Annotated in this window: 17 protein-coding genes and 1 pseudogene; 9 read left to right on the plus strand and 9 right to left on the minus strand. The window is 61.3% G+C overall.

All coding sequences use genetic code 11. The annotated features are described in order from the left end of the window. Positions 1 to 249 precede the first annotated feature (249 nt). Both HAP41_RS42850 and HAP41_RS42855 read right to left on the minus strand, forming a co-directional pair. Positions 250 to 2,841, minus strand: coding sequence for a CHAT domain-containing tetratricopeptide repeat protein (locus HAP41_RS42850; RefSeq protein WP_166076213.1), 2,592 nt, complete (start codon positions 2,839 to 2,841; stop codon positions 250 to 252). 78 nt (positions 2,842 to 2,919) lie between these two features. Then, positions 2,920 to 3,654 carry a HugZ family pyridoxamine 5'-phosphate oxidase gene (locus HAP41_RS42855; protein ID WP_166076205.1) on the minus strand — a complete coding sequence of 245 codons (735 nt, stop codon included), beginning with the start codon at positions 3,652 to 3,654 and terminating at the stop codon, positions 2,920 to 2,922. Positions 3,655 to 3,895: 241 nt separating this feature from the next. On the opposite strand from HAP41_RS42855, the gene HAP41_RS42860 reads away from it, so the two are divergent. The 5 genes from HAP41_RS42860 to HAP41_RS42880 all read left to right on the plus strand — a co-directional run bounded on the left by HAP41_RS42860 (position 3,896) and on the right by HAP41_RS42880 (position 7,887). After that, positions 3,896 to 4,597 (plus strand): response regulator transcription factor, encoded by a 702-nt coding sequence (locus tag HAP41_RS42860; RefSeq protein WP_038952081.1) that lies wholly within the window; start codon positions 3,896 to 3,898, stop codon positions 4,595 to 4,597. Positions 4,598 to 4,714: 117 nt separating this feature from the next. Further along, positions 4,715 to 6,517: a stimulus-sensing domain-containing protein gene (locus HAP41_RS42865; RefSeq protein ID WP_166076171.1), complete on the plus strand. Its 1,803-nt coding sequence runs from the start codon at positions 4,715 to 4,717 to the stop codon at positions 6,515 to 6,517. After that, on the plus strand, positions 6,514 to 7,038 hold the full coding sequence (locus tag HAP41_RS42870) for an HPr kinase/phosphorylase (RefSeq protein WP_166076167.1): 525 nt from the start codon (positions 6,514 to 6,516) through the stop codon (positions 7,036 to 7,038). Before HAP41_RS42865 ends, HAP41_RS42870 begins: the two co-directional genes overlap by 4 nt. Positions 7,039 to 7,171: 133 nt before the next feature. Then, positions 7,172 to 7,573, plus strand: coding sequence for a PTS sugar transporter subunit IIA (locus HAP41_RS42875; protein ID WP_007597752.1), 402 nt, complete (start codon positions 7,172 to 7,174; stop codon positions 7,571 to 7,573). Further along, positions 7,570 to 7,887 carry an HPr family phosphocarrier protein gene (locus HAP41_RS42880; RefSeq protein WP_166076159.1) on the plus strand — a complete coding sequence of 106 codons (318 nt, stop codon included), beginning with the start codon at positions 7,570 to 7,572 and terminating at the stop codon, positions 7,885 to 7,887. The genes HAP41_RS42875 and HAP41_RS42880 overlap by 4 nt, the downstream gene beginning before the upstream one ends. A 160-nt stretch (positions 7,888 to 8,047) precedes the next feature. Here the strand turns inward: HAP41_RS42880 and HAP41_RS42885 are convergent, their stop codons facing one another. After that, positions 8,048 to 9,673: a glycosyltransferase family 39 protein gene (locus tag HAP41_RS42885; RefSeq protein ID WP_166105436.1), complete on the minus strand. Its 1,626-nt coding sequence runs from the start codon at positions 9,671 to 9,673 to the stop codon at positions 8,048 to 8,050. 126 nt (positions 9,674 to 9,799) lie between these two features. Here HAP41_RS42885 and lepA point away from each other — a divergent pair, with 126 nt between their 5' ends. Together lepA and HAP41_RS42895 are read left to right on the plus strand one after the other, a co-directional pair. Beyond that, positions 9,800 to 11,611, plus strand: coding sequence for a translation elongation factor 4 (gene lepA, locus HAP41_RS42890; protein WP_166076153.1), 1,812 nt, complete (start codon positions 9,800 to 9,802; stop codon positions 11,609 to 11,611). A gap of 688 nt (positions 11,612 to 12,299) precedes the next feature. Beyond that, entirely contained in the window at positions 12,300 to 13,235 is a 936-nt protein-coding gene (locus HAP41_RS42895) for an alpha/beta fold hydrolase (protein ID WP_166076121.1), read from the plus strand. A 276-nt stretch (positions 13,236 to 13,511) separates the two neighbouring features. Here HAP41_RS42895 and HAP41_RS42900 read toward each other — a convergent pair whose 3' ends face one another. After that, positions 13,512 to 15,092, minus strand: a complete 1,581-nt coding sequence (locus HAP41_RS42900; protein ID WP_166076097.1) for a winged helix-turn-helix domain-containing protein — start codon at positions 15,090 to 15,092, stop codon at positions 13,512 to 13,514. 520 nt (positions 15,093 to 15,612) lie between these two features. On the opposite strand from HAP41_RS42900, the gene HAP41_RS42905 reads away from it, so the two are divergent. After that, positions 15,613 to 16,434, plus strand: a complete 822-nt coding sequence (locus tag HAP41_RS42905; protein ID WP_166076081.1) for an ABC transporter substrate-binding protein — start codon at positions 15,613 to 15,615, stop codon at positions 16,432 to 16,434. A 171-nt stretch (positions 16,435 to 16,605) separates the two neighbouring features. Here HAP41_RS42905 and HAP41_RS42910 read toward each other — a convergent pair whose 3' ends face one another. The 5 genes and pseudogenes from HAP41_RS42910 to HAP41_RS42930 all read right to left on the minus strand — a co-directional run bounded on the left by HAP41_RS42910 (position 16,606) and on the right by HAP41_RS42930 (position 23,249). Continuing rightward, a complete protein-coding gene (locus HAP41_RS42910; RefSeq protein WP_166076075.1) occupies positions 16,606 to 17,142 on the minus strand; it encodes a hypothetical protein in 537 nt (178 codons plus the stop codon). 26 nt (positions 17,143 to 17,168) lie between these two features. Then, positions 17,169 to 18,004, minus strand: a pseudogene (locus HAP41_RS42915) (IS5 family transposase). 561 nt (positions 18,005 to 18,565) lie between these two features. Beyond that, positions 18,566 to 19,411 carry a hypothetical protein gene (locus HAP41_RS42920; protein WP_166076060.1) on the minus strand — a complete coding sequence of 282 codons (846 nt, stop codon included), beginning with the start codon at positions 19,409 to 19,411 and terminating at the stop codon, positions 18,566 to 18,568. Between the two features lie 271 nt (positions 19,412 to 19,682). After that, a complete protein-coding gene (locus HAP41_RS42925) occupies positions 19,683 to 20,576 on the minus strand; it encodes a hypothetical protein (protein WP_166076052.1) in 894 nt (297 codons plus the stop codon). A gap of 1,041 nt (positions 20,577 to 21,617) precedes the next feature. Next, positions 21,618 to 23,249 (minus strand): glycoside hydrolase family 17 protein, encoded by a 1,632-nt coding sequence (locus tag HAP41_RS42930; protein ID WP_414643354.1) that lies wholly within the window; start codon positions 23,247 to 23,249, stop codon positions 21,618 to 21,620. Between the two features lie 356 nt (positions 23,250 to 23,605). Here HAP41_RS42930 and HAP41_RS42935 point away from each other — a divergent pair, with 356 nt between their 5' ends. Further along, the gene (locus tag HAP41_RS42935) at positions 23,606 to 25,078 is read left to right on the plus strand and encodes a heterodisulfide reductase-related iron-sulfur binding cluster (protein WP_225048575.1); all 1,473 of its coding nucleotides are present in this window, start codon (positions 23,606 to 23,608) and stop codon (positions 25,076 to 25,078) included. Positions 25,079 to 25,201 lie beyond the last annotated feature (123 nt).

Raw genomic sequence — 25,201 nt, forward strand, 5'->3', positions numbered from 1 at the left:
CGATCAAGCTTTGGCGCCATCGCAGTCACCGTGAATTATAGGCCGTCCGGCCTCGGTTGAACGACGTAATAATGGTGAACGCTGGCGTTGCCAAGCCGATCTCGCAGGATTTGGTTTATTCAAGGACCGCGCCAAATGCCGCGCATGTCAGCCCTGAGCAGGCGCATCAAAAAATCGCGAATGATCGCGCAACCAAATGCGCAATTCGGCGTTTCCTGTGGTTATTGCGGCGCACAATCCCGGACCATCCTATCGTACCTCGCCTTCGCCGATGAGCGCGAACGGCCCCCACATCGCGGGATAGGCGTTGCGCGGTGACGAGGTGTCATCAACGTACGTCAACATCGCGCGGCGCAAGGCTTCGGCACGGCCGATTTTTGGTTCGTTCTTGAGCAGTTCGAAAGTCGACGTGGTCAAGCGGGTGGCAGCTTCCGAATCCACTGCCCAATGCGAGACCAGCAGCGCGCGTGCACCCGCGTAGAAGAACGAGCGGGCCAGCCCCGACAGGGCCTCGGCGCCGGGCTTGTCGCCGGCGATGGTGTTGCAGGCCGATAGCACAACCCAATCCGCGTTGAGCTTGAGCTGAGCGACTTCACTTGCCGTGAGCAAGCCGTCATCCAGCTCCGTCGGCCGATCGGGAATGGAGAGCGCAAGCGAGGGCTCGCCCAATCCCTTGATATCGCCGGCAACGAGACCGTGGGTGGCAAAGTAGATGATACTGTATTGAGCAAGCGCTGCACGCTTCAGCGTCGTTTCGCTGGCATCGCGGCCGAGATGGATGTCGGCCTCGGCCGCGCCGACATCTTTTGCCACCGCGTTCAACTCGTCCGCGGTATCCGGCAGTTGCGGCAGCGCCTGCGCAAGCCGCGCGCGATCGACGCCGGCACCGCGCCAAAAATCGCTATAGGCAATTGTTGCAATGTTGCGTGCAGCGACCTTGCCGCTTGCCGCGCGACGATCGGCCGGCCCTTCCAGCGCGGGATTGAACACGGGATCGCCAAAGCCGGTCATCGGCTTCACGCCCTGCTCCCGGCGCGCGACGGCACGCAGCGATTTCAGGCTGACCACCGAGGGCAGCACCGACACCGCCTGACGCCGCAACAGCCAGGCGGCGCTGCGATAGCCTTCGAGCGTGTCCGGGATCGCAGCTTGCGGCGTCTCCGTGACGAGCAGATGAAACGGCAACGCCGTCAGCGCGGCCGACGGCACCACCAGCAGGTTGCGCTTGTCCTTCGTCAGCCCTTCGACCGGGCCGAGAAGCGCGACATAAAGCTCGTTGGCGAGCCCGAGGTCGAACAACCCTGATTTGCCGGAGGCATCACGCGCCTTGCCGACATCGAGCCCCTTGCGGAAGGCAGTCACCTTCTGCGTCAGCGCGTCCGCGCCGAGCGGAATCTCCTTCCAGTCGACGCCTTCGCGCGTGATCGCGACGACATAGCTCTGCTTGTCGACGACGGAGTAGAGCACCATCGCCTCGTCGGGCGACAGCAAGGGCTGGATATCCTTGACCGCCAGCGGCAGGGGGTTGGAGAGCGACGCATAATCGGGAAACTCGACCGCGAGCGTCTTCTGCAAGCCCGTGCGCTCGTTCGCTATCGTCGCGATCCGCACCCGGCTGCGCTGCTCGGCCGCGACGTCGCGCTGGGCCGGTTGCTTCGACACCGCGGCGATGATCGCCTTGTCGAGCGCCTCGGACTCGGCCGCAAGATCCTGGTCCCGGCGCACGAGCTCGGCCAGCCGGTCGCTGCCGGCAGCAAGGCGCACGGCCAGCTTGTTCACGGCGGACGCGGCGGAGGATTGCGTGCCGCGCTGGATCGCGGCGAGCGCCTCGTCCAGCGCCCTGTCGTCAGGCAGCAGATATTGCTGCCGCGCGGCGAACAGAACCGGCAGCACGACGCGCAGTTGCGCGCGATTGGTCGCAAGCGTCTTTTCCGCGAGCGGCAGCGCATCGGCATTCCGCCCGGAGACGTAGAGGAAATAGGCGAGATTGCTGGTCGAGGTCGTAACGTCCGGATGATCGGGACCGAGCGCACGTTCGCGGATCGACAGCGCACGGCGATAGAGCGGCTTCGCATCGGCATAGCGCTGCTGGTGCTCGTAGAGACCGGCGAGATTGTTCAGCGAGCGCGCGACGTCGGGATGGTCCGGTCCCAGCACCTTTTCGCGGATCGCGAGCGAGCGCCTGATCGGCGCCTCGGCATCCGCATCGCGGTTGAGGTCGCGATCGAGCTGGCCGAGATTGTTCAGGAGCGTCGCGACCGCCGGATGCTCGGGGCCACCGGCCTTCTGGTAGATCGCGAGCGCGCGCTGAAACAACGGCTCGGCTTCGGCCTGACGCTGCTGCTTGACATAGTATGTGGCGAGATTGTTGAGGGACTGACCGACGTCGGGATGCTCGCGCGACAGCGCCTTCTCGCGCACGGCGAGCGCACGCTTGAACAGCGGCTCGGCCTCTGCAAAGCGGCTCTGCCTCTGATAGAGCGCGGCGAGGTTGTTCAGCACCGGTGCGATCTCGACGCTGTCGAGACCGGTCCCCTTCTCCATCAGTGCAATGGCGCGCTTGTAGAGCGGCTCGGCCTGGTCGTCGTGGCCCTGGTCGGCGTAGATCTGCGCGAGGTTGTTGAGCGCGCCCGCGAGATCACGATTGTTGGTGGTCTTCTCGAGAGACGCCACCATGGCCTGCGCCAGCGGCAGCGCCTCCGAATATTTACCTGCACTTCGGAGTGCGTTGATCCGCGCGCTCTCCGCGGCGAGACCCTTCTGGGCAAAGCTGGGCGTGGCAAGCGATGCGGTGATCGCGAGCGCCAAACCCGCAACCAGCGTCAAACGACGGCGTGTCATGAACCCTCTCGCTGCCGACTTCGAACCATTACGGTCTTGGGTCGCAGCGATGGGGGGCAGCGTTCAAATTGTTGCGCGCTAGTCCACCTTCGCGCGCGCTTCGCCAGCAAGGCAGACCAGCATCTTGCGCAGCGCCGTGCCGTCAGTCACCCGCTCCGGGAAGTCCAGCCGCAGCGCAGTCTGGCCATCCTGCATGTCGAGGCCTTCGGGGTCGCAGCCGGTGCAGCGCCAGTCGCCCTCCGCCGCGCCGAGGAGTCTTGTTGCATAGAGGCCCATGGCGTCGCGGTGGTCGGCGTTCATGTGCGCGACCGCCCCCTCCTCCGCCGCCAGCAGATCCTCGGCACCGGTAAGGTCCGTCAGGAACTGCTCGGGCTTGAGATCGACGATGCGGCCGAAGCCGGCGACCAGATGGGTTCCCGTGGGCCGAATTCTGAAGAAAGAGAAATCCTTAAACGAAACAAAGGCCTCGGCAGATGGATGGGCATTGAGATACCGCCGCTGGAGCAGATCCTCGTCGGCATCGGCCTGTTCCGCCCGGCCGGACAGCATGATTCGGGCGCCCTCCAGCGGATCGCCGGCCGCGCGTTCGTCCAGCATCAGGGAGACCCGGTGATCCGCCAGGATGTTCCTGGTGTGCACGGCCAGGCCCGAGATCAGCAGGATCGGCGAGCCGTCGGGGTGGCTCGCCAGATTGACGAGGGAGCAATAGGGATCGCCGCTGCCGGCCATCAGCGTTGCCAGCGCGCCCTGGCGCGAGCGCCTGAGCAGCGATTTGGCGAGCTTTCCGGGGTCGAAATCAGGGGTCGGGTGCATCGGCTTTCTCGGGTCAGGTGGTTGCAAGGGAGGTCTTTTTTCGGGTAAACGGGGGTCAGGTTAAGGGTCGAAACGCGGCGAATCTGCTGCGCTTCGTGGAACTTGGTCACACTTCAGCCCAGCTTGCATTGCTCGGTGACAAGGTTCGACCGCCGAATTCGGCACCCGTGTATGCGGCGCATCAGTGAATTGCTCGCCGTTTCAAGCCACGACCCAAACGGAAAGCAGAAAGCAGAGGCTCATGCCCACAATCGCTTTGGTCGACGACGACCGCAACATTCTCACATCCGTCTCGATCGCGCTGGAGGCCGAAGGCTACCGCATCATGACTTACACCGACGGCGCCTCCGCGCTCGACGGCTTTCGCACCACCCAGCCCGATCTTGCCATTCTCGACATCAAGATGCCGCGCATGGACGGCATGGAAACGCTGCGCCGGCTGCGGCAGAAATCCGACCTGCCGGTGATCTTCCTGACCTCCAAGGACGAAGAGATCGACGAGCTGTTCGGCCTCAAGATGGGCGCCGACGACTTCATCCGCAAACCGTTCTCACAGCGCCTGCTGGTCGAGCGCGTCAAGGCCGTGCTGCGCCGCTCTGCGCCGAAGGACCCGACCGTCGCGCCGAAGGAGAACGATGCCAAGGCGCTCGACCGCGGCCTGCTGCGCATGGACCCCGAACGGCACACCTGCACCTGGAAGAACGAGCCGGTGACGCTGACCGTCACCGAATTCCTGATCCTCCAGGCGCTGGCAACCCGGCCCGGCGTGGTGAAGAGCCGCAACGCGCTGATGGACGCCGCCTATGACGACCAGGTCTATGTCGACGACCGCACCATCGACAGCCACATCAAGCGGCTGCGCAAGAAGTTCAAGGTGACCGACAACGAGTTCGAGATGATCGAGACGCTCTACGGCGTCGGCTACCGCTTCAAGGAAGCCTGAGGCTCACGCGCCTTCACGAAAGACTGAGAGCATCGCCGGTTCTCGTTCCATCGGGACCGGGATGGCTCTAGGATGCGGGGACCCATCGCACGAGATGTCCTAACGCGGGCGTAAGCATTGCTTGACCGAACGCAGCCTGACGAGAACCAGAATGCCGGGGATATCGCATCCGACGGCGTACCGGAGCACGTCGCCGACGACAAGCCGGCCGCGCAAGGTTGGCGGCCGTTCTCCTGGCTGACGCGTGCCGGTCAGTATTTCTTCGCGCTCTCCTTCTCGAGCCTGACCCGCCGCATCGTCTCGCTCAACCTCGCCGGCCTCGTCGCGCTGGTCGCGAGCATTCTCTATCTCTCGCAGTTCCGCGCCGGCCTGATCGACGCGCGTGCGCAGAGCCTGCTGGTGCAGGCCGAGATCATCGCCGGTGCCATCGGAGCGTCGGCGACCGTGCAGACCAACGCGATCACGGTCGATCCTGACCGCCTGCTCGATCTGAAGCTCGGCGACAGCTACGGCGAATCCGACGATTATTCGGCGCTGAACTTCCCGATCAGCCCGGAGCGCGTGGCACCCGTGCTGCGCACGCTGATCTCGCCGACCAAGACCCGCGCGCGGATATTCGATCCCAACGGGACGGTGCTGCTCGACAGCCGCGACCTCGAGAACGTGCTGATCTTCCCGTTGCCGCCGCCATCGCAGAAGCCCGGCGTGATCGAGCGCGGCCTGACCTCGGTGCGCCTCTGGATCAACCGCGGTGACCTGCCGCTGTATCGCGAGCTCGGGCGCGAGAACGGCAATGGCTATTCGGAAGTGAGCGACGCGCTCCAGGGCCAGAAGCGTTCGATGGTGCGGGTCAATTCGCGCGGCGAGGTGATCGTCTCGGTCGCAGTCCCCGTGCTGCGCTCGCGCGCCATCCACGGCGCCCTGATGCTGTCGACGCAGGGCGACGACATTGACCAGATGGTCACCGCCGAGCGCCTGGCGATCCTGAAGGTCGGCGGCGTCGCTGCCGCGGTCATGATCATGCTGTCGCTGCTGCTCGCCAGCACGATCGCAGGCCCGGTGCGCCGGCTCGCCGACAGCGCCGAGCGCGTCCGCCGCCGCATCAAGGCGCGCATCGAGATTCCCGACTTCACCCGGCGCCGCGACGAAATCGGTCACCTTTCCGGCGCGCTGCGCGACATGACCAGCGCGCTCTACAGCCGCATCGAGGCGATCGAGATGTTCGCCGCCGATGTCGCGCATGAACTGAAGAACCCGCTGACCTCGCTGCGCTCCGCGGTCGAGACGCTGCCGCTGGCGCGCAACGAGACCAGCCGCGCGCGCCTGCTCGAGGTGATCGAGCATGACGTCAAGCGGCTCGACCGCCTCATCTCCGACATCTCCGACGCCAGCCGCCTCGACGCCGAATTGCAGCGCCAGGATGCGGTCCGGGTCGACCTGCGCCGCCTGCTGACGACGCTCGTATCCGTCGCCAATGAAACCAAGCTCGGCCATGACGTCGCGGTCGAAACGCGCTTCGAAGGCCGCGGCGCGACCGACGCGTTCTCCGTGACCGGGCACGATTCGCGGCTCGGGCAGGTGGTCTCCAACCTGCTCTCCAACGCGCAGTCATTCTCTGAGCCCGGCAGCAAGGTGCGCCTCACCTGCCGCCGCGTCCGCTCCGAGATCGAGATCGTGGTCGACGACGACGGTCCCGGCATCCGCGACGACGCGCTGGAGCGCATCTTCGAGCGCTTCTACACCGACCGTCCGCACCAGGGCTTTGGCCAGAACTCCGGCCTCGGCCTGTCGATCTCCAAGCAGATCGTCGATGCCCATGGCGGACGCATCTGGGCCGAGAACCGCCCGGGCCCGGCGGACGAGGACGGAGCGCCTACGGTTGTCGGCGCGCGTTTCGTGGTGAGGCTGCCGGCGCTATGAGCGGCGGTGGCCCCAGCGTTCACGCCTCCGCAGTCAAGGTCGGGACTCTGGCGGTGCTGATCCGCGGGCCCTCAGGCTCCGGCAAGTCGCGCCTTGCCTTCGATTTGATCATGGCGGGACGCGCCGGCGTGGTCGAAAGGGCCGTTCTGGTCGGCGATGACCGTGTCCATCTGGCGACAGTCGGCGATGAAATTGAAGTCCGCCCCGCGCCGCTGCTGGCCGGCCTGATCGAGATTCGGGGACTGGGAATCCGCCGCTGCGACTTCGTGGAGCATGCGACCGTCGGCCTCGTGGTCGATCTGGACGCCGCCGACGCAGAACGGCTGCCTGCGGCAAAATCGCTAAAAACAAGCATTTTCGGTGTCGAAATACCGCGAATCCCCGTCGGGCGCGACTATTCGCCCCTCCCTTTGGTTGTTGCGGCCTTGACCACTACCAAGAGTTCATCTTCCGTTAACCCTTCAGGCGATTGTTTGAAGGGAAATGGTAACCATATGAACCCCACTATCGCGACCGAATAGACCGGCGCAGCTCCCCTCATCCATCCGTCTAGTTTCAGGGAGATACGCAACATCCCCTCTTGCGCGGGGGCTCTGGATGGTCAAAGTGGCGCGTTCGTGCGGTGCACCAAAAGCGCCCGCGAGGAGTTTTCCGATGATTGGTCTAGTACTTGTGACCCACGGGCGCCTTGCCGACGAATTCAAGGCAGCGCTTGAGCATGTCATGGGCCCACAAAAGCAAATCGAAGCGATCACGATCGGTGCCGAAGATGATTCCGATCTCTGCCGAAGCGACATCATCGAGGCGGTCAACCGCGTCGATTCCGGCGACGGCGTCGCGATCCTCACCGACATGTTCGGCGGCACGCCGTCGAACCTTGCAATATCCTGCATGAGCCGGCCGAAGGTCGAAGTGCTCGCGGGCATCAACCTTCCCATGCTGGTGAAGCTTGCCAAGGTGCGCGAGGAGCGTCCGTTGCCCGACGCGATCGCGATGGCCCAGGAAGCGGGTCGCAAATACGTCACCATTGCCAGCCGCGTGCTCGCCGGCAAATGAGCGACGACGCGCCGCAAGCCGGGACGGGCGTGCCCGCGGGCGCGATCTCCAAAGACCTCCTGATCATCAACAAGCGCGGCCTGCACGCCCGCGCCTCCGCAAAGTTCGTCCAGGCGGTGGAGCGCTTCAACGCGCAGGTGTGGGTGACGCGCGGCGGCGAGACCGTCGGCGGCACCTCGATCATGGGCCTGATGATGCTGGCCGCGGGACCGGGCACGACGATCACGGTCGCCGCCGCCGGTGACGATGCCCAGGCTGCGCTTGCGGCGATTACCGAGCTCGTTGAGAGCAAGTTCAACGAGGAAGGGATCTGAGCCACGCGCTCAGTGCCGTAGGGTGGGCAAAGGCGCGAAGCGCCGTGCCCACCATCTCGCGACAATCGCCATAGAAGTGGTGGACACGCTTCCGCCGTCGCTCTTCGAGCTATGGCGGACAAGTCGCTTTGCCCACCGTACGAGACCTACAACGCCGAAATCACTTCGCCGGCGGCGCGATGTAGATGTTCCAGCTCATCGCCGGGCCGGCCTTGCCGTGGGTGAAGCGGCGCGTCGTCATCACGATGCGCTCGGCGTTCGGCGCGATCTCCGAGACCCATTTCTCGAACGCCGGCAGGCGGCCATCGGTTGGATCGAACACGCCGATGAAGCCATACTTCTTGGCATCCTCGCGCGACGTCAGCCCGGAATCCCAGGCTTCGAGCGGCATCAACGCGGCCGGATGATCGGGGCTGTAGAACACCATCGGCTGGATCGACTCCATGGTGCCGGCGACGACCGCCCAGCGCGAGCCGAAACGCGTGTGCCAGGCCTGCGTCAATTCATGCGCCAACTCCGAGCGCGCGCCGTAGGTCGCCGTATTGCTGGCATTGGCCGCCATCTCGCGCGCGGCGATCCAGGGCGAGGCGGCGAGCGTGGCGACGCTGAGCACGAGCCAGATCGCGGCGATGTTGAACAGGGCCGCACTCTGCACCCGCAGCGCCGGGATCGCGACCAGCGCCAAGGGCACCAGGAAGAACAGCGAGATGCCCCAATCGGTCTTCATGTAGATGCTGAAGGCCAGCGCGCCGAGCGGCGGGCCGACCGCGACGATGATCTGGATGATCCAGACGTTCAACGCCTGCGCAACATTGACGCCGGGATTGGCGCCACGCCCCCAGGCGCGCGTGACGATGCGTAACGGTGCGCGCAGCAGCAGCGTGAACCAATGCGGCACCAGCGCCATTGCGAGAGCGGCCAGCGCCACCGGCAACGCCAGCAGCGCCAAATTATGCAGGGCGTAGCCCGCCACGAGCTGATGGACCTGGCGGCTGTCATCGAGGCTGTAGGTATCGCCGGCATAGGTCAGCGGCACGAAATGCACGCCCGCAAGCCAGACGATGTGCGGGATCATCGCCACCACCATGGTCACGATCGCGACCCACGGCGCCGGCGACAGCAGGAATCGCAGCCGGTCGGGATGGATCAGCGCGGCAAGGCCGATGGCGCCGATCATGGTCAGCACCCAGTATTTGGTCATCAGCGCCAGCGCGCCGGCGAGCCCGAACCAGATACCGGACTGCCAGGTCCGCTTCTCGAAGGCGTTGAGATAGGCGAGCACGAGCAGCGGCAGCGTGACGAGCTGGAGCAGGTCGGGGTTGTACTTGAAACCCTTGAAATTGAAGATCGGGTAGAGCGCGACCATCACCACGACCAGGAACGCGCGCCGCGCGTCCACGACGCGCAAGCTCAGCAGCCAGCAGATCACCATGGCGACGCCGACGGTCGCCATCGCCAGCGCATAGGTCGCCCAGTCCGCCGCCGGGAACACTTTGAACCAGAGGCCGGCGACCCAGCCCGACAGCGGCGGGTGCTTGCCGTAGCCCCACAGGAACTCCTGGCCCCAGCCATAGGCTTCTGCGACGTCCATGTGAACGTCCTGCGCTGCCTTGAGATTGATCAGGATGAAGGTCCAGAGCACCGCATGCAGGATGGCGAGCTGGATCACCAGCCAGAGCCGCGCTTCGGGCCGGATCGCGCAGGCAACCAGCCAGGCCCGGAAGCGGTTAAGGCTCACCCGGGTTTTTACGCGTGTTCGGGCGGAGGGGATCGAGGTCGTGGACATGAGCCTGGACATGGGCCGTTGCGTAGCGCGTTTTGGGCCCTCGTGGAATCAGCTTGGTGTGAAGAAAGGCCCTGAAAATACAGCAATATGGTTGCCGCACGGGGATGTGAGTGGTATCCCGCGCCCATGACGACCGTCCCCATTTCGAACATCCGCAACTTCTCCATCGTCGCCCATATCGACCATGGCAAGTCGACGCTGGCCGACCGCCTGATCCAGATGACCGGCGGCCTCACTGACCGTGAAATGGCGGGCAAGGAGCAGGTGCTCGATTCCATGGACATCGAGCGCGAGCGCGGCATCACCATCAAGGCGCAGACGGTGCGCCTCGCCTACCACGCCAAGGACGGCAAGGATTACATCTTCAACCTGATGGACACGCCCGGCCATGTCGACTTCGCCTACGAAGTCTCGCGGTCGCTGGCGGCCTGCGAGGGTTCCCTGCTGGTGGTCGACGCCAGCCAGGGCGTCGAAGCGCAGACGCTCGCCAACGTCTATCAGGCGCTCGACAACAACCACGAGATCGTCCCGGTCCTGAACAAGGTCGACCTTCCCGCGGCCGAACCCGAGAAGATCAAGCAGCAGATCGAGGACGTCATCGGCATCGATGCCTCCGACGCCGTGATGATCTCGGCCAAGACCGGCCTCGGCGTCCCCGACGTGCTGGAAGCCATCGTCACCCGCCTGCCGCCGCCGAAGGGCGACCGCGACGCGACCTTGAAGGCCCTCTTGGTCGACAGCTGGTACGACGTCTATCTCGGCGTGGTCGTGCTGATCCGCGTGGTCGACGGCGTGATGAAGAAGAACCAGCGCATCCGCATGATGGGCACAGGCGCGGCCTATGACGTCGAGCGCGTCGGCTTCTTCACCCCGAAGATGGAGCAGGTCGACCAGCTCGGCCCCGGCGAGATCGGCTTCATCACCGCGGCGATCAAAGAAGTCGCCGACACCCGCGTCGGCGACACCATCACCGACGACAGGAAGCCGGTCACCGAAATGCTGCCGGGCTTCAAGCCGGCGATCCCGGTGGTGTTCTGCGGCCTCTTCCCGGCCGACGCCAATGACTTCGAAACGCTGCGCGGGGCGATGGGCAAGCTGCGCCTCAACGACGCGAGCTTCTCCTACGAGATGGAAACCTCGGCTGCGCTGGGCTTCGGCTTCCGCTGCGGCTTCCTCGGGCTATTGCACCTCGAGATCATCCAGGAGCGGCTGTCGCGCGAGTTCGACCTCAATTTGATCGCGACCGCGCCAAGCGTGATCTACAAGATGCACCTGACCGACGGCCAGGAGATCTCGATCCACAATCCCGTCGACATGCCCGACGTGGTCAAGATCGCCGATATCGAGGAGCCCTGGATCGAGGCCACCATCCTCACTCCCGACGAATATCTCGGCAGCGTGTTGAAGCTGTGCCAGGACCGCCGCGGCGCGCAGAAGGAGCTGACCTATGTCGGCTCCCGCGCCATGGTGAAGTACGATCTGCCGCTCAACGAAGTCGTGTTCGACTTCTACGACCGCCTGAAATCGGTCTCGAAAGGCTACGCCTCGTTCGACTATCACCTGACCGACTACAAGGTGGCCGATCTCGTCAAGATGCAGATCCTGGTCAACAACGAGCCGGTCGACGCGCTGTCGATGCTGGTGCATCGCACCCGCGCGGAGGGGCGCGGCCGCGCCATGGTCGAGAAGATGAAGGAGTTGATCCCGCCGCACATGTTCCAGATCCCGATCCAGGCGGCGATCGGCGGCAAGGTGATCGCGCGCGAGACGGTGCGCGCGCTGCGCAAGGACGTCACCGCGAAGTGCTACGGCGGCGACATCACGCGTAAGCGGAAACTTCTGGAGAAGCAGAAGGAAGGCAAGAAGAAGATGCGGCAGTTCGGCAAGGTCGACATCCCGCAGGAAGCCTTCATTGCCGCGCTGAAGGTGGATAGCTGAGGCGAGTGCTCGGGCCACTCCGGACCTGACGAGATTGGGGTCCGGCCCGGATATCGGGGCCGAAAACAAAATTCGCGAAAACAACCCACGCATCGTAGCCGGGCCCTTGTCGGCATTGGGCTTTTTCGATTTTACGAAATCGATTTGACCCGTCGGGCAAAACAGGGGCATGATGTCATCATGGCAGCGGGTGTGCAGCAGGCGTCCATCAGGACACGCCATCTCGGCCGCCGACCGATTGGCAACCCTCTGAATTCGATATCCAGGCGCCACGTCGATGACGGCTTGCGTCGGCTTCTGGCCTGCCAAGCACGCTCCTCGAAGACCGCTTTTGACCCGAAGCAGACGTCGACCAGCCATCAGCTGCGCAATCGCTCGCGAGGCGATCCTGGGGAGCGGTGTGACGTTTTGTGCACCCCCTGCGTGTGTTTGAACTGGTAGTATAGGTAGCGGCGGGCTCACCTCATTGCCCCTTGCCGATGCGGCGCCCTGCCCACCAGACCCGCCGGATCGGCCACCCAGGCCGCATCGCGCGTATAGGCCACGGGGACTCGAACCCCGAACCACCGGATTTATAGGGCGTAATCCGACTCCTAGAGTCCCACCTTACCGCCGAGAATCGCGGATTAGACTACAGCTTAGTAAGTGAAACCGAAGCAGAAAGGTCTCACAACACCAGGAGAGTCATATGCAACCGAGAACGCTCCTCTTGAAACACATCGTCCTCATATCGGTAGCAGCCATGTTCTTCGTCGCGAGTCCGTCGTTCGCGCAGCAGAAAGGCGCGTCCTCTTCGGAGATAAAAACAAAAAAGGTGGGAGTTGATGGCCTCACACTGCATTACATTGAACTCGGGCAAGGAACTCCAGTGGTGTTGGTGCACGGCACATTGGAGGATTACCGCACGTGGGATGGACAGCTTGAGGCGTTCTCGAAGGGATATCGACTGATCTCGTACAGTCGTCGGTACCACTATCCAAATGAATGGCCCAAAGATGCAACGGATTTTTCCGTCACCCTACATGCAAGAGACCTGGCTGCATTCATCAAGGCACTTAATCTACCCCCGGTTCATCTCGTTGGTCATTCGTATGGGGCGTTCATTGCGTTCCTGGTCGCACGAGATCACCCGGAGGTCATTCGCAGTCTGACGCTGGGCGAACCGCCTATAATGCCGCTACTGAAAACGACTCCTGAAGGAGATGCTCTTCTTAGCGCCGCTATCACGAGATCAATCGCTACGAGCGAAGCATTCAAGCACGGGAATGACGAAGAAGGAGTGCGTCGATTTGTGAACGGCGTGTTGGGCGATGGTTCGTACGAGAAACTCCCACCTCCCGTTCTGAAGCGCGTCATGGACAATGTCCGAGAACTGAAAGGCGAAGCCGCATCGCGAGACCTCTTCCCGCCCACCACATGCGAGGACGTGCAGAAGGTGAAGGCACCAACATTGCTCGTCGACGGGGAGCTCAGCCCTAAGGTGTTCCATGTCGTCGACGACATGCTGGAGCACTGCCTGCCGAGCGTCGAACGTGCAACGATTCCGGCGGCATCTCATCAGATGGAGGTTGAGAACCCCCAAGCCTTCAATGATAAGGTGCTTGCATTCATTGCAAAGCACTGAACTGTTGCATCTCGTTCAAGATCGTTGATGCCGTTTTCCGGGAGCTCGGCCGGACCATCGAGCGCTTCCGGGCGGCCGCGGCCCGGCGCGCGCCGCCTCGCACTGATAGTGCCGCAGGTTGGGCCCTTGCCGGGCCGGGTTGGGTCACGATGCATCCAATGTCGCCTTCTGGCCCGTGTGAGACATGGCGGTGCAGTCCGACGATTTCCGTTCACAGGGGTAAACCGGAAGAGAACGGCACGCGGCCATAGTGACGCGATAGACTGATCGCCGGCATCACCCCTCCGGTACTCCGGCGATGTATAATCCCCTAACCAAGCGCCTGGCTCCTGCAACGAAATTCGCGTTGCCGCGCACTGGACCGTTTCTGACGCGACGGATCGTAAATGTCGGATCAAGTGCAAGTCCGGTTTTGGCGGCCACTTGCGCCTCGTCCAGCCTCCCAAGAAGCGCGAGCGCTGCAGCGTACCCGAAATGCAGCAGCGGATAGTTTCGGTTGGCCTCGATTCCTCGGGCACACCAAGCGGCCGCTTCAGCGTCTGCTGCGATCTGCAGCTTGGCAAAGCCCGCCGTATTCATCCATCGGAAGGCGGAGATATCGCGAGGGGAAAGGCGCAGTGCTTCGTTGACGTGGAACTCGGTATCCGCACCGCAACCCATATAAAATTTGGCCTGACCCATCATCTCGTGAGCGTCAGCCAGATTGCGATCCAGGGCTAAGGCTCGCTCGCACTCAGCCACGCCTTGGGCCGTCCGGTTCGTATAGATGAGCACCATGGCCAAGGTGAAATGAGCCCAGGCATGGTCCGGAGCAAGGCGGAGCGCCTTTAGCACCATGGTCTCTGTCGCTGCCAGATGCGGAGGCTCGTTGTCTTTCAAGAACGCCGCGACAAGCACTGTCTCGACCAACGCGCTCCAGCTCATGGCGTCGACATTTTGCGGATCAGTCGCCAGAGCCCGTTCAAAAGAATTGCGAGCTTCTGTCAAATTCTCGAGTGTCACCCCCCTATTGCAAGAATGGCGGCCCTGGAAATAGAGATCCATGGCATCGGGATTCAACGTTCTTGCCGCGCGACGCGCCTCGGCCACGATGAGTTGGTTGTCTAAGGTCCGCGCAATCCTGGCTACGATTTCGTCCTGCATATCGAGCAGATCGGCGAAGGGCTTGTCGAAGCGGTCGGCCCACAAATGATTGCCCGTCGTCGCGTCGATCAATTGAACATTCACCCGGAGACGATTATCGCAACGCTGCACCGAGCCTTCAAGCGCGTAGCGAACATTCAACTCACGACCAATCTGCCTGACATCGACCGATTTGCCTTTGTAGGTGAACGCGGTGTGTTGGCCGATGACAAACGAGCCGCTGATGCGTGATAAATCCGTGGTGAGGCTCCCGGTCACACCATCGACAAAGTAGTCCTGCTCGGGGGCGCTGCTGAGATTGACGAAGGGCAACACAACGATGGAAAGGCGAGGTGGTGAAAGCGACCTCTGCGCCGTATCATCGTTCTGCGCCACATGGCCAGGGGGGACGGTTATGGACCTTTGCGCCTCCTGCACTGTGCCAACAAAGCGGAAACCCTTGCGGGGCATCGTCTTTATCAGACGCTGTCTCTCGCCCGTGTCGCCAATTGCGCCGCGAGCAGCATTCATGCGCGTCGTGAGCGCGGCATCCGAGACGATGCGACCACTCCAGACAGCACCGAGGAGATCGTCCTTGCTGACAACCCGCTCCCTGTTGCGAATGAGGTAAAGGAGCAAGTCAAACGTTTGCGGCGCAGTAGCAATCAGCTCGGCTCCGCAGCGCAGCTCGCGCTGGTCCGTGTCCAATACATAGTCTTCGAAGAGATAGCGCAACGCCGTCTTCTCCGCCCGATAGACCACATTTCTTCCCAAACGCGCTCATCGCAGAAGGACACCAAGAATAGGCCGGAGACGAGAGAAAAGTAAGCTGTTCGTTCAGGGATGACCGACGGCAGCCGATATGGAGCGGCTAGGCACTTCCGCTCGTGCCCCATCGCTTCCGTTGACGCGGTGCAGCTATGTCGGGTGATGGCGGCAGAGCGGAAGTTTGCCCCTGAGCGCCAAACCGACGCTTTTGACCCAACCCGGACATCGCAGAGCCACCTTTGATTTTCAGTATGGCCTTTTAGACGCTAAGATGCGTTGACCTAGACTCTGGCTAGGGGGCGAACATGAGGCGGCGTGCTTTTCTCGGTGCCGTTTGTGGTGCGGTAGCATTGCCGCGGCTGGCTGCGGCGGCGGAGAGCGCCAAGAAGAAACGTCTTGCTATTTTCGTCCCGTCAGAGCCGAGCGCGGACTGCACGAGCTTAGCGGGAAAAAATATCCTCGAGCCCTCTTCGCCGAGCTGCGACGGTTGGGACAGATCGAGGGACAAAACCTCAAAGTCGAAAGTTATGGCCGAGAGCAAAACACGTCCGGCCTCGAAGCCTTGGCGACGGAAATCGTTAGCAGCAACCCGGACGTCATTCTCCTCGGTGGTCCTGGCGCACTCATCTTCAAAAAACTGACATCGCGTATTCCAATCGTAACGATAACTGGCGACCCCGTTCGACTGGGGATTGCCGAAAGTCTGGCTCGCCCGGGCGGCAATTTTACGGGAGCCAGCATCGACACCGGTCCATCAATTCATGGAAAGCGGATTGCACTGCTGCGCGAAATCTTTCCTTCAATATCAACACTTGGCGTGCTCGCTCTTCACATCCAATACAACGGGCTCGCCAAGGGTTCGCCTATCCCCGCAGCAGCCCAGGAGGCTGGCCTACCTATCGCGGTGTCGCTACTGGATGTTGGTGCTCAAGAAAATGACTGGCGGGCAGCGGTAGAGAGCCTTTCCGGCGAAGGCGCAAATGCAGTCATGGTGGTCGACTCCCCTGAAACTTTTCAAAACAGCGCTTTGATCGCCAAGTTGCTGACCGACGCGAGACTTCCGGCGATTTTCGCGTTCACCGAATCCGTCGAAGCCGGGGGCCTAATGGCCTACTCCTTTGATCTAGTCGAATTGTATAAGCGCGCGGCCAACAACATCGACGCAATTTTCCGCGGAGCAAAAGCTGGCGATATTCCATTCTACCAAGTGACCAAATTCGATCTGTCCATCAACTTGAAGATGGCCAGGCAGCTGGGCCTTTCCGTCTCTCCTGCACTCTCGGCCAGTGCCGACAAGGTCATCGAGTGAACAGGTCCGGTTATGGCCCGCGGGTGACATGCCCGCGCAGTCTGACGATTTCCGTTCACAGGGGCAGACCGGAAGGGAGCGGCACGCGGCCATAGTGACGCGATTGATCCGAACGCGACACGGCGATCTTCAACTTCGGGACGTCAACCCTATTGGCCAAGTAGTTCGAGATTACTGAGCCTGCTTCAAGTAGGCTTCAACCTCGCGCAGGTCGTTCTGCGGAGGAAATGACAGGAGAGCCTGAGACGGACTGCACCACGGATAGGGAAGCGAAGATAGCCAGCGCATCACGCCATCGAGTTCGGCGCCCGATAAGATTTTCATGACTTCAATGGTGATCACCAGCCTCACCACTTTTCCGTGCTCATTGAAATGCCAGTCGTAACGTCCGCATCCAACTCGCAGCGGTTGCCCGCTGGCCTTAGCGGACATCCCCACCAACCAATGGCACTGAAAGCGCGCTCGGTCAGTCTCGGAAGGCTGGGATAGGCAGAACGTGTAGATGTTCTCGTATTCGACACCAAAACGACGCACCAAAATTTCTTCCACGGCGTTCAAGCCGGAAGCCGTGTTGGGGAACGAAATGGCGTCGGTCTTGACGACCATTTCGAGTGCAATGTCTTCAGAGAACGCCTGCCTCATCAAGAACGGTCGGTTGCCGTCCTTGGCCAAGATGTAGGTTCTTACTGCTTCGGCAGGTGTGGGCATGGTGCCTCAGAGTCTGTCCGGAAAGATTACCTTGGATTGCATAGCTTTCGCAGCATGAGTCGGATGGAGGCCAGCTTGAGAAAGGCGAGCGCCCTGTGATTGAAGCATTCCCAATCTTTGGACAGTCTTCGGCATCGCCCGAGCCAGGCAAAGGTACGCTCGACGATCCAGCGTTTGGGCAAGACGACGAAACGGTGAGCCTGATCGGAGCGTTTGACGATTTCGAGGTTCACGCGCTTCAGAGCGCTACGCAGCCCCTTCTGGAAATGTGGCCCTTGATATCCGCCGTCGGCGTAGAGCTTCAGAAGAAAGGGATAGAGGCCGAACAACGTTGCCATCAGGAGCACGCCGCCGTCGCGATCCTGGATGTCCGCCGCATGCACGATGGCGTGCATCAAGAGGCCTTGCGTGTCGACGAGAATGTGCCGCTTCTTGCCCTTGATCTTCTTGCCCGCGTCGTAGCCATGGAGATCATGAGGCCCCCTTTTTCAGCGCTTTTCACGCTCTGGCTATCGATGATGGCGGCGGTGGGAGAAGCCTCGCGCTCGGCCCTTTCGCGACATTCGACATAGAGGGCGTGATGAATTTTATCGAGCGTGCCGTTCCAGCTCCACAGATCGAAGTAGCCATACAGCGTCGAGCGCGGCGGCAGGTCCTTGGGGATCGCGCGCCACTGGCAACCTGTGCTCAGGATGTACATCAGCCCGTTGGCAATCTCGCGCAGGTCCACCGTACGCTTGTTGCCGCCGCGCTTGGCCGGCGGGATGCGAGGCGCGATCAGCGCCCACTCCTCGTCGGTCAAGTCGCTCGGATAGCGCAGGCGGCTGCGGTCGTAGCGTGCACGGTTCTCGGTAGTCCACATTGGCGGCGCGTCCCCATCGAATCAGGCCGCTCACCTTGAATCACAACCGATTCATTCGACTCAACATGTTTTGGAACAGACACTCAGGCTAGCACACTCAGGCTACGAACGGGAATGTCCGCTTCTGGCCCATCAGCGAAGTGGCGACACCTTTCATTGAGGCCCGCTTGGTGGGGTGGAGCGGACTGACTTTGCTCACTCTGAGTTCTTCGCATTTTGACCCAATTGAGACATCGGTCGCGTTCCAGCGTACCCAATATGAAGGGCTACAACCCGCCGATTCAGGCCCCGACCACATTTGACTGGTGATCAACTTCAAGATCGCCAAAAAGCGCTCGACCTCGACGTGTCGTTGCATCTCCAGCGGCCCCACCGACGAGGTGATCAAACTAAATGAGAGATGCTGTTTGCCGCCGGTTCCAGCCAGCCGATGATCTCTTTGTTGACGTGGTGAATTGCGAATGCGAGGTGCGTGTCGGTGGACTTAACGCCGCCGAAGCAGATGACTCCGCAATCGTTGAAGCGGTGAGGATTGGTGCAGTCAGCCGCCCAGGGAACTGGTTACGTGCCAGTCGTCACGATGCAGTTGATCACAGACGGGTAATCACTTTGCTCCTGTAAGCGAATAAATTCTTTGATTGCGCGATAACACGTCGGCATCGACGCACTTCCACCCATGCTTTGGTTCGCCCAACGATCCAACATGACATGCGTCTTGACAATTTCTGCGTTCGCAGCGCGCAGGATACCGATGGAAGGCGAAGCCGTTTCAAACAGATACTTGTGGAAGCTGATCACGAAAGTATCGCTTCTCGGTAACCCGTTGCCATACGGAAGAAGGTCCACATCCCGCACAGTCTTTATATTTTTATAGAGCCACTGCGAATCGATCAACGCTTTCCCAATCCCTCTTCCCTCAACGCCAAGCGGAGCAACCCACTCGGGGCCCGGGGCTATGGTGGACCAGAAGATCACGCGATCATCACGGCGGTTCTCCATCGCCTTGAGCATGCAGAGGAACCGTTCCTTTTGTGGATCGTTCGAATGCTCCACCTCGTACTGGAGCTTCTTGAGTTTGTCGGGCCAGGGTATGGGTGCAGGTGGGGGCGGAGGCGGCACAGCGGGAAGATAGATTTTGCGCAGCTTCGGGTCAGCCCCGATAAACGCGTAATTGCGCCCCCCGTCACGGCTGTGGCGGCAACCCACGAGCTCTCGCAAATACCAATTCACCTCCTCAGGAACGTGCGTTTGGAAATTGAACTCGATTAACGCCCACGCATCTATGTGCTCGCGCGCCGCAATTTTCCACCAGTCGTCCGTATCCAAGACCGGATATTCGCGCCCGCCTTTGGGCGGCCACAAGCCGCGTTTCTGCACTGGATTAAGAGGAACTTTGATATTGACCATTCAACGCCTCCCGCACAGTCCGAACCGTAGCGCGATACGCACCGGCCACGGTGGCGAAAGAAATGTTTCGCCGTAACATCGGAATGGCAACACGTCGGCGACGCGCCGGATATGAACTATCTCACATTTGTTCTGGCGCCAGCCGCTCGCGGACAATGTCGCCCCTTGGCCCTTCGCGCCGCGAGAGAACTTCCGAAGCTGGTGCCAGACCGGAAGTCGTCGGCTAAAGGTCCAGGCTGGTGCTTCTGACCCAAAGCGGGAAATCAATGCGCTATAACCTTACCTCGTCAGCGCGGGGCGGGAACAATACGGGACTTTTCTCTGGCATGTCTCCTCTTCGATTTGTGGCGCAATCGAACAGCCACCGCGGTGGCAAATCCGTGAGTAGCGCCACCAAGTGACATGCAGCCTGTTCCTTTGAGACGCCCGGCGGGTAGTAGATTGAGGACTCGCGATCGATTCCGGCATAGAACTGAGCCCGTTTGGCGATGATTTCGCGCGTCTTCTCGTCCGCGAGCTTGAAGCACAAATCTATCAGCCCCCCGTCCGCCGTGCCTCGCGACAAATCGGTTGAGAACGCCTTTTGAACGGCCTCGATGGCCAAGGATCTCTTTTCCTCATCGACCTCTTTCTTCTTACGCTTGATCCACGTCCTCGCGCACCAGGTCGCAATGACTGCGAGCCCAAAAGCAGCCAGCGTAGCCAATACCGAGGCCTCCGGAGCCAGCCAAGCCGACAACGACGCCAAGACCAGGAAAAGCCAAACAGCGATGGACGCAAGGTAAATCGTGCCGACACCTATTCGGTGGTCGACTTTCCATGGGATGCCGAAAAGACGAAAACTGAGCGACGGGCGCGGGCGGTTGGCAAATGCTCCATCCGCGAGACCAAGGCTTCGTTCAATGTATGCGGCACGTCTCACGAGTTCATCATACAGCTCGTCATTTCTCGTATTGTAGGTCACGAGCCCGATCGTTGCGATCAGGCCAAACAACGAGAACACAAAGCTCCGGCCATCAATGTGGTCGACTTTGAGCGCAATGGCTACGGCGGTCGCGATCGGCAGCAGACCCAGCAACTTGAACCGGATGTCGGTCAGCGTCCGAAAGTTGCTGCAGACCTCGCCGTATTCCGTGGAAAGTGCGTTTCGACGATCTTGGTCCATGGCCTGCTCCGCGAAACGTCCAGTTCTTGTCGAACCGAAGTTAGTTGGCGCGCACAGTGCAGTTTAGCACGCGCGCGGGTCCACCAAATGTGGGCTAGTTCACGCTTGCGCTCCGGCATACTGAAGTCAGTCCGCCCCCCAACGACGTTGGTGAAGTTGGGTTTTCGTCTCTGATCAATGTCTGCTGCTGGCCGATCAGCGAAGTGGCGACACATTTCATTGAGGTCCGCTTGGTGGGGTGGAGCGGGCTGACTTTGCTCACTCTGAGTTCTTCGGATTTTGACCCAAAGCAGACCTAATCTGTTCAACTTCTCAAAATTGGATTATAGTGCCACTACAACCATTTGGTGCGCAGTGCTGTAGATGAAATCGGTCAAGCAAAGCCTAGCTCTTGTCGCTGCGATGATGAGCGCAATCATTGTCGGTCCGCCGCGTTCCTCGGCGATGGAGAACAAGACGCCCATTACGTATTTTTCAGAAGGCGCGCCAGACAATCTCGTAGAGGCACTGAACAATTTGTCTCCCGACGCTAGGGATGTCGTCGTTGCGAGAGTTCGCTTGCAGCGACCCGTAATATGGATGGGTGGCCGTCACTGCGAGCTTTGTACCAACGATGTATGGTTCGCCCGTCTGAGAATCACGGAGACTCTCAAAGGCAAAGCTGAAGTCGGCCAAGTGCTCGATGTTTTCCTAGGCCAGCGTAGCGAACACCGAAGGTACATCGCCATTCCCCGCACACCGGATCAACGGGGCCGAGAGTACACAGTGGCGATCTATTCTATGGGAGATGGCATTCAGCGGCTCGCTTCATTTCCAATAAGTAAACCTCAATACGACAGATTATCCTCTGATTGGCTTGCATATGAAGGCGAGCGATCGAGGGCAGGATTTCGGGATTAGGTCGTGGGTCCGCTTCTGGCCCGTGTGAGACGTGCCGGTGCAGTCTGACGATTTCCGTTCACAGAGGTAGACCGGAAGAGATCGGCACGCGGCCATAGTGACGCGATTGCCCCACAACGGAAGTCGACTGGCCAGGTTTACTCAAGCGCGCGCCCGCCACAGCGTAACCGCAAGCAGCATATAGGCCGCACAAGTCCACAGCGACTGCCAATTGTCCGGTCCTTCGCTGAGCGCCGCATAGATGGCTGCCACCAGGAATACGACGGCAAACATCGCTTCCGCCATGGGGCGGATTCCCTTCTTCGGGCGATTGAGCAGCGTCATCGCCGCAAAAGGGACCGCCGCCATAGTGAGGGCCGCAAAGGGAAAATCCTTTTCGCGCGGATCAAACATAAGGCCCAGCGCTGTCTCCGTGCCGATCACGATGGTTACGATCAAGATCAATCCGTGCATGATCGCCAGCCCCGATGGGATCCGGTAGTCCTCCGGACCCAGCAATTCCAGAAATGTGGGCGATGCGCGCCCGGACATCAGGGCGTTGGCGCCGAACAGCGGCGAGGCAGTTGCCGCCGCCAGAAGTGCGCCCCACAGAAGCCAGCTGCCCGCGCCGTAGCTTTCATAGAACATCTTTTGAGCGGCCACCCCAAACAGGACTCCGGCGGTGGTTGCCGATATTCCGACCGCAAACCATGAGACGAGCCGGGGCTGCGAGAGCTTCCGGCGCGAGGTCAGCCATGCAGCGCCGAACACCAGGATCGCCAGCGCCATTCCGCTGCTCATTTGCAGTTTCCAGAGCGGATAATTGCTGACGGGGATGCCGGGCGGATATTTCAGCGTGCGCTGCGTGGAATCGAATAAGCCCCACGATCCGCCGACGGTGCCCTCGAACTCATGCTTCCACAATTCATCATACGCCTCGAACAGGTTGACGCGGAAATTCTCGCGCCGGGCAAGATCGAGGACCTCCGAGATCACCCGCGCCTGATTGGTGCGCGATGGTAGCGCCGACTCGCGCATCCGCCCTTCGCTCGGCCAACCTGTTTCTCCAATCAGGATTTCCTTGCCCGGAAACGCCGACGCCACCTGCTTTCGGACGGCGTCGACGTGAGCAGCGGCGGATTTCGCCGCGACCGGGACATTTTCCCAATATGGCAGGATATGAAGGGTGACGAAATCGACGGCGTCACCGAGTTCCCTATAGCGCAGCCAGTACTCCCAGACGTCGGAATAGGTGACGGGGACCGGCACCTGTACCTTGACCGAGCGGATCAAGGCAGCAAGATCGGAAGGTGTCATCTTCCCATGCAACAGAACCTCATTGCCGACCACGAGTGCGGTGATGGTTTCCGGATATTGCCGGGCGAGCCGTATGCCCGTGGATATCTGCGTCGCGCTCTTCCGTCGGTCCCTATCGAGCCAAATTCCCTGAATGACTTTCAGCCCCACCTTGGACGCAAGTTCGGGGATCTGATCGAGACCAAGATCAGTCGCATAGGTACGAATACAGTCGGTTATTTTGGCAAGCTGGGCGAGATCTTCCGCGATCTGGTCCCGCGGCACCGGTGTCGGCGACTCCGACGTTTGGTTGTTGCGGAAGGGCGCGTAGGATATGCATTGCAGTTTGGCATTCGGATCGATCGGCGCGCGCGCCAGGTTGATCGGTATGGCCAGCCACCACCACACCGCGGCGATCGCACCCAGGGATATGATGAGAAGCGCCAGAGGCGTGCGGGGCGAAATAGTTGACCCTCCAACGTAGAGATCGTCGGTCAACCGGCATGTTGTCGTGACCCGACAACAACAGAGATCATCGTCCGCCGGTCCCTACTTGACCTGTGAAAGCTGGTGCCAGATCGTCCGTGCCGCAAGAGGCGAGTCAACATCCAACAAAGGCCTTAAGGGCTACCGCGGGGCGGGTAGAAATAATCCTCCCCATCTCCCGAGATGGCCTTCGGGGACCGGCAGCAGAGCGGCCTTGCTCTGACGGTCGCCGTGCCGGCTAACGAACGCCTGTTGGCCCGAATGCGAAGTCCAGATCGGTCACGGGTGGTCCGGTAGTAAGGGCACGCCGGCAGCGGGCTCACCCAGCGCGTAGCAGACGCGATTGCCCCGAAGGCGACAGATCCCCATTGCGGCCTGCTCGTGTACAGCTCGCCAATTGTGGGTTAGGTTCCGGTGTTGTCGTGTGCCGCACGTGTCTGATCCGCCAGCAGGCCTGGGAGTTGGTCATGCAGCCGATGAACGAGGTCCCCTTCGAGACGTCCCTGGCCGAATATGCCGAAGACATGCTCGACGCCTGTACGCGATGCGGGAAATGCGTCGAGGCCTGTCCGAGTGTCGAGCCGGCCGGCATCTCGCGGACGACAAAGTCCGAAGACATCATCGGCGGCATTCTCGAGCTGGTGCGTACCGGCAACGGCCCGGAAGCGTCGCGCAAATGGGCGCAGTCCTGCATGCGGAGCGGGGCATGCATCAAGGCGTGCAGCTATGGCGTCAATCCGCGTTTCCTGCTGAGCATGGCGCGGCTTGGCATCGCGAAGTCGGACAATGAGCTTGCCGAACGGCGCCGGCGGGGTGTCGAGAGGTACCGCGACGGCAGTCGTGGCGTGAACGTGCTTTCGCGCCTGCAACTCGATGCGGACGTGCTCGAACGACTGGGTCAGAGATCGGCGTCGGTCGCCACGCCCGTTGAAACGCCGGATTTCGTGTTTTACACTGGCTGCAATGTGCTCAAGACGCCGCACATCGCATTGCTTGCCCTCGATATCATGGACGCGCTCGGCGTCAGTTACCAGGTGATGGGCGGGCCGAGCCATTGCTGCGGCATTCTCCAGCTCAAGTCTGGCGACGCAGAGATGGCCGGTCGTATGGGATCGAGTACGATGGAAAAGCTGTCGCATTCGAACTCGGGGCAGGTGATCTCCTGGTGCCCGTCGTGCTACGTCCAGTACACGGAGACCATCCTGCCAACGGTGGAGCGACAGCACGGGTCGCGCCCGTTCGAGATGAACCCGTTCATGCGCTTTCTCGGCGACCGGCTGGCGCAGCTCAAGCCGCACCTTCAGCGCAGGGTCGAAATGCGGGTCGCGCTGCACAGGCATCCCGGCGTGGCCGGCGTCGTGGAAGCCGCCGCTGAGATCTTGACGGCGGTACCCGGTATCGAACTCGTCGATCTGAACCAGCCGGCGGTGGGTTTGCAGAGCGTGGATGTCGGCGCGCTTCCAAAGTACAAGCGCGAATTGCAACTTATGGAGCTTGAGGCGGCGCGCGATGCAGGTGTCGATGCACTGGTCGCGGTCTATCATTCCGATCATCGCGAACTGTGCGCGCACGAGCGCGACTGGCCATTCCGTATCATGAATATCCTTGAAGTGGTTGGCGAAAGCATGGGCCTGCATCGGCACGATCGCTACAAAGAGCTCAAGATCATGCAGGACGCCGACCAGATCGTCGCCGACTGTAGCGACCTGATCGCAAAGCACTCGCTTGATCCCGGCAGTGCGCGTGACGTGGTGGTGAAGGTGTTGCTTGGCGACCAGCCGCTTCCCCTGAGGCGTGGCGCGCCCCCGGAGACGCGCGCCGGGGGCTTGGAGCCGTCGTAGCAGCTTGACGTCACCTGTTGGCCCACCGCGCCGGTGAGCCCGGCGCAAACCGGAGGTCGCCGGCTGAGGGGTCAACCGACGCGACTGACCCCGAAGCCGGCTATTCCTCGACTGATCAATTTC

The sequence above is a fragment of the Bradyrhizobium barranii subsp. apii genome, from assembly GCF_011516635.5.
In the GTDB taxonomy this organism is placed as follows: domain Bacteria; phylum Pseudomonadota; class Alphaproteobacteria; order Rhizobiales; family Xanthobacteraceae; genus Bradyrhizobium; species Bradyrhizobium barranii.

Bases quoted from the DNA above. Each gene is read 5' to 3' on its own strand.
- HAP41_RS42875 (WP_007597752.1), top strand. From the start codon at position 7,172: ATGATTGGTCTAGTACTTGTGACCCACGGGCGCCTTGCCGACGAATTC.
- HAP41_RS42885 (WP_166105436.1), bottom strand. From the start codon at position 9,673: ATGTCCACGACCTCGATCCCCTCCGCCCGAACACGCGTAAAAACCCGG.
- HAP41_RS42910 (WP_166076075.1), bottom strand. From the start codon at position 17,142: ATGCCCACACCTGCCGAAGCAGTAAGAACCTACATCTTGGCCAAGGAC.
- HAP41_RS42850 (WP_166076213.1), bottom strand. From the start codon at position 2,841: ATGACACGCCGTCGTTTGACGCTGGTTGCGGGTTTGGCGCTCGCGATC.
- HAP41_RS42855 (WP_166076205.1), bottom strand. From the start codon at position 3,654: ATGCACCCGACCCCTGATTTCGACCCCGGAAAGCTCGCCAAATCGCTG.
- HAP41_RS42870 (WP_166076167.1), top strand. From the start codon at position 6,514: ATGAGCGGCGGTGGCCCCAGCGTTCACGCCTCCGCAGTCAAGGTCGGG.
- lepA (WP_166076153.1), top strand. From the start codon at position 9,800: ATGACGACCGTCCCCATTTCGAACATCCGCAACTTCTCCATCGTCGCC.
- HAP41_RS42860 (WP_038952081.1), top strand. From the start codon at position 3,896: ATGCCCACAATCGCTTTGGTCGACGACGACCGCAACATTCTCACATCC.
- HAP41_RS42880 (WP_166076159.1), top strand. From the start codon at position 7,570: ATGAGCGACGACGCGCCGCAAGCCGGGACGGGCGTGCCCGCGGGCGCG.
- HAP41_RS42895 (WP_166076121.1), top strand. From the start codon at position 12,300: ATGCAACCGAGAACGCTCCTCTTGAAACACATCGTCCTCATATCGGTA.
- HAP41_RS42920 (WP_166076060.1), bottom strand. From the start codon at position 19,411: ATGGTCAATATCAAAGTTCCTCTTAATCCAGTGCAGAAACGCGGCTTG.
- HAP41_RS42925 (WP_166076052.1), bottom strand. From the start codon at position 20,576: ATGGACCAAGATCGTCGAAACGCACTTTCCACGGAATACGGCGAGGTC.